The following is a 4,538-nucleotide window of genomic DNA, read 5'->3' as shown; positions in this document are numbered from 1 at the left end:
GTCGCCATTGTCCTGAAAGACGCGGCGCTCGAAGACGTAGTCGTTGTGCACGTCATCGGCCTTGGCCCCGCGGGGCGGGTCGACACCTAGGAGATTGGCCAAGCCGTGGATGAAAGATTGCGTGTTGGCGAGTTCGGACCCACCCGTTTCGCGCCATTCGGCGATGAACGCTTCGATTCTGTCCTGCCCCATTGCCATCAAGTCCTTGTAGTCACGAGAGCTAGAGGGCGGCAATCGGTAAACGAAGGTCCTCACTTGGCTGTGTAGGAACAACTCGGTTCACTTTGCCTCCCCAATCCGTGGTCGTCGTAAGGAGAAGAGAGAGCTCGGAGTTGACGGGCACGTATGGGTGCTGGTCGATTTTGCCTAGCCCCGCCCGAGTGTTTCCTCTATGTTCCAAGGAGAAACGGGATGAATGCCATCATGACCAATTTCGACATCGATGCTGAGAAGGCTCGCGAAACCCGCAAGTGGGAGGGGCTGTCCGAGATTGATCAGGCCCTGAGCGAAAATCGTCTTACGGCGTATCGAGTTAGGAAAGCCTGGTCCGATCCGTGGTCGCGGGCATTGACCATCGCTTGCATGACCATCTTGGTTCTTTTTGCTGCCTTCGTTGTTTACTGGGACCTCATCAAGGCCTGATCGCTACCACTCCTTCACATCGTCTGCGGCCTCCGCACTCGCCCCCTTGGCGCCCTTAGTGATAGCTTCCAAGCGCGATCTCGGTCCTTCTATCTTCTGGCGACCGCCAGCCTGAGCGCGCTGCACCTCATCGTTGATGGTAACTGTCTCCACCTTGGGGACGTCCGCTGATACTCCCCCGCCGATTTGCGCGCGCCCGCGCACGGAGCCTGGACCAGATATCGATGGGCGAGAAATGGACTGTCCAGCGGGTAAAACAAGGCGATCTTCGATGCCGTCGCGAAGTTGCTCGGAGTAGCTTTCAATGAATTTGCCCTGCAGTGCCTGGCCGTCCGGGCTCAGCTGGAAAGCGATGTCGTCGAACCGCGCGTTGCCGTAGAAGTCGCGATTGCCTTCGATCTCTGCCAAGCCCCAGTCTCGATATGCTTGCGACAGGTTGAGATTGCCAGCTGCACTGTCGCCTTCGAAGAACGACGCTTGGCTTTCGAGACGATTGGCAAGCTCCTCAGCCCGGCGTGCCTCTACCGTGTAGCTTTGCGCTTCTGTCAGAGAGGCATTCAGTCCGCTCGCGGTGCTCGAGGTCGAAGAGCTTGACGACGTGCTCACCGAGCGGACGAACCCGTCGCGAGCGCTCGACCAGTTTCGGCTATCCGACATCTGGGAAAGGCTACCGAAGATCCGCGAACGGTCCTCCGAAGCGATACCCACATCACTGTCCGTCCACGATTGGTTCCGACCACCTTTGGCTCCAATCTTCGCCGATGCGACTCCATTTGTGAGACCGGCGCTCGCGCCAGCCTCTCCATTCAGGAACCAAGAAACGGTTATGTCATCAGCCGCTCTGCGCGAAAGCCCGAACTGCCGCTGCAGATTGGTTGAAGCCTGATCGACTTCGCTGAAAGCGGTCTGGATGCTGTCCGAGTTCGAGGTGCCGCTGGCGCTCTCGAAGGAATTGCCCTTGCTGAACTGCTCCCTGAGCTCGCGGAACCTGCTCAACGCACTGCTGGTGGATTCCGCGGCTACGTTGGCATAGCTCTCGCTGTTGGCACGAGCCTGCGACGCCATGGTCGAGAGCCTTGAGGTGAATTCCTGGCCCAGCGTCGGTGTGAAGGGATAGCTCGAATTCGGAAGCTGATCGTAGCTTGCCTCCCCAAAGCTAGTTGTCACCGAGCCGCTGTCGCTGACCGTGCGCGTCTGCGGCGCGCCATAGGTGAAGCTCGGCGCCACCGTTCCTTGCGCGAACTGGCGGGTGAGCACGCTCGAGTTTTCGAAACTGGTGTTGCCGAGCGAGACATTGCCCGTGCTCGCCTCGCGCGCGGCCTCCTCGGCCGCGTTCTGGCTCGGATTGAGGTAGCTTGTCGCATGATGCGAGATCGCCATCGCTCCCTTGGCCACGCCGCCTGCAAGGAACGGCACCGAAGCTATGAGATAGCCGGCCAGAAGGCCGATATCGCTGTTGACGTCGGCCATGCCGGTGAAGCTGGCAAGGCTGATGCCGTTCGCGCCGGTAGCCGCCGTCATATCGGCCGATCCTTTGACCATCAGCATCATGTGGAGGATCACGAACAGCGGACCCCACGCGGAAAGGTAGAAGAAGCCGGTGATGTAACCCTTCAATGCCATCGGTCCGGTCTTCGGAATCAGGAACAGGGGGAAGAGCACGGGGAACAGCGCGTAGAACAGCACGGTCAGCACGATATTGAGCAGCGGCACCCACTTCATCGCGTTGCTGGCAATCGAGCCATAGGTTCGCTCGGTCTGAATGTCTGCGCGGGTCTGGGCATAGACATCGACGTTGCCAGCCCCGCTGCTCGCCGACATCGAATGCATTGCCTGGCTCATCGCATTGATGGTGAGCGTCTGCTTGAAGATATCGGTCGCGCTCGACGAAACCCCTGTCAGGTACTGGTACGCAACCGGAAGGTCGGCAAACAGCTTGGCCTTGGCGAGCGTCGCCGTCTGGTTGGGATAGAGCTGACGTCCGAACACCGTCCCCATGCTGTCGACGAGGCTCGCCCACTGGCCATTGAGCGCGCCATAGGCTTCGCGGCAGGTGACGATGTTCGCGGTCACCGCGCCCGAGCCAACATCACGGGTGAGAAAGCGCTGCGCCCGCGCCTGACTGCCCGGCGCGATCGTCGACCAGATGTCGCCGCTCTCGGCAAGTTCCTTCATCGAGTAGCGGCCGAGCAGCACGTCGTAGAAAACGCATTGCCGGAAATGCTCATCGAGATTGGCGGCAAATTCCGGGTCGGAGATGCGCAGCGAGCGCGTCGCGTCATAGAGCCGCGCGCCGTAGATCATTCCGTTCTTCGAGTAGTTGAGATCGCCGGGCAGGGCGAACACGACCTCGGCTGAGCCCGTGAGGTAGTCGCCGACCTGGCTGGTAAAGCTCGCCATCAGCGCAAGGCCGAGCGGCACATTGCTGACCGTGGCTGGTGCAAGACCTGGGTTGATCCGGTCGGTGACGCGCACATCAAGCCGCGGCACCATCAGGCACGAATAGATCAGCGTCGCGCCAAGGAACCAGTTGATCCAGGCACGCCAGTCCTGATTGAATGCCAGCGTGATCGCCGACAGGGCAAGGCCCATGACCATGACAACCTGCAGCAGGCTCTTGTATCCGCCATCGCCGGTCCAGGCTGCCACCGCCTGAAAGACGTTGACGAGGTAATCGCCGCCGCCAACCGTGAAAATCTCGACCATGGTGCTGCGCTCCTCGCGAGGCGGCCTTGCGGCTGGGTGTGGGGATTATTGGGAGAGCGCGCGCGACTGCACGCCGCGCGACCAGTCGAGCGAAGCCGACATGCCGGGCGACATCGAGGCGGCGAGCACATTCTCGATGAAGGCGGTCTTCTCGATGATCTGCATGATCGCCCCGACCTTGAGGTGCGTGTTGGCCTGCCGGTCTGCGAGCGCCTGCCGCACGACATTCACCTGTCCCTGCCACATCGCGATCTTGGCATCGTCCGCGCCGATGAAGCTGGACATCGAGCGGCCGGATTCACTCACGATCCGGTCGAGCACCGCGAACAACAGATCGACGCTGGCGATCTCGGCGAGGGTCTCGCGGTCATCGGTCGGCATGCCGCGGCCATAGGCCGCCTGAACGGTGAGGATCTTGTAGAGCGGGATCGAAGCAACCTGCAGCAGTTCTTTCTGCGCCTCGGTGATCGGCGTGTCCTCGCGGATCGCGTCCACCATCCCGGCGATGAGCGCGGATACGCGCGGCCGAAGCGCCTTGGATGCCGAAAGGCTCAATGGCTTGAAGCCGGGATCGAGGCATTTGTCGGGCTCGTCGCAGTCGTAGATGAGCACATTGCTGCCGCCACCCGCACCCGGTGCGCCGTCGAGCAGCGAGGTGACCAAGGTCGAGGAGGCATCGCCTGCGATCGGCACGAACTTGCCCGGCTGATCGTCGGTGGGGGGGATGTAGATGATCGTGCCGAGCAGCGTCATCGCATATTCAGCGAGTTCGCGGTCGAAGTTGCCGCCAGGTGAGAAGAACGCCGACTTCTTGAGGATCGTCCAGGTATAGTTTCGGGCGACGCCCGGATTGACGTCGTCATACTTGCCGGACCCCTGCGCAGTCGTGCTCGCCCGCTGGCCCCTGGTGCCGCAGCCATGTTTGGCCGCGGCATAATCGGTGAAGATGCCTTCCGAGTTCCCGATCGCCTCACAGATCGCCTTGTCCGCGAGGTCGCCCTTCGGCCAGATCCCGCCCACCAGCCCCTGCGCCATCTCGCAGGAGTTGATGTTGAGGTTGTTCATCAGTTGGGCCTTTTGGGCAAACTCCTGCATGATTTTCGAGCACTCGGGGCAGACAGTGTCGATCGCGAGGCTGAAGGCGAACCCGACCGCGTTGTTGGCCACCGCCTTCATCATCGCCACGATCT

The 4,538-nt window shown here is 61.2% G+C and carries 4 protein-coding genes; 1 reads left to right on the top strand and 3 read right to left on the bottom strand.

From position 1 onward, the window contains the following. The coding region (locus NBV68_RS18025; RefSeq protein WP_296312594.1) for a hypothetical protein at positions 1 to 192 on the bottom strand (192 nt) is incomplete at its 3' end. Positions 193 to 411: 219 nt separating this feature from the next. On the opposite strand from NBV68_RS18025, the gene NBV68_RS18020 reads away from it, so the two are divergent. Beyond that, positions 412 to 642: a hypothetical protein gene (locus NBV68_RS18020; RefSeq protein ID WP_296312592.1), complete on the top strand. Its 231-nt coding sequence runs from the start codon at positions 412 to 414 to the stop codon at positions 640 to 642. A gap of 3 nt (positions 643 to 645) precedes the next feature. Here the strand turns inward: NBV68_RS18020 and NBV68_RS18015 are convergent, their stop codons facing one another. Further along, positions 646 to 3,348 (bottom strand): conjugal transfer protein TraG N-terminal domain-containing protein, encoded by a 2,703-nt coding sequence (locus tag NBV68_RS18015; RefSeq protein WP_296312590.1) that lies wholly within the window; start codon positions 3,346 to 3,348, stop codon positions 646 to 648. Between the two features lie 45 nt (positions 3,349 to 3,393). Then, the coding region (locus tag NBV68_RS18010) for a conjugal transfer protein TraH (protein WP_296312587.1) at positions 3,394 to 4,538 on the bottom strand (1,145 nt) is incomplete at its 5' end.

Origin of the sequence: Erythrobacter sp. (assembly GCF_023653175.1) — a bacterium.
In the GTDB taxonomy this organism is placed as follows: domain Bacteria; phylum Pseudomonadota; class Alphaproteobacteria; order Sphingomonadales; family Sphingomonadaceae; genus Erythrobacter.
Note: the sequence above shows the minus strand (reverse complement) of the source record. Positions and strands in the feature narration are given on the sequence as shown.

Bases quoted from the DNA above. Each gene is read 5' to 3' on its own strand.
- NBV68_RS18020 (WP_296312592.1), top strand. From the start codon at position 412: ATGAATGCCATCATGACCAATTTCGACATCGATGCTGAGAAGGCTCGC.
- NBV68_RS18015 (WP_296312590.1), bottom strand. From the start codon at position 3,348: ATGGTCGAGATTTTCACGGTTGGCGGCGGCGATTACCTCGTCAACGTC.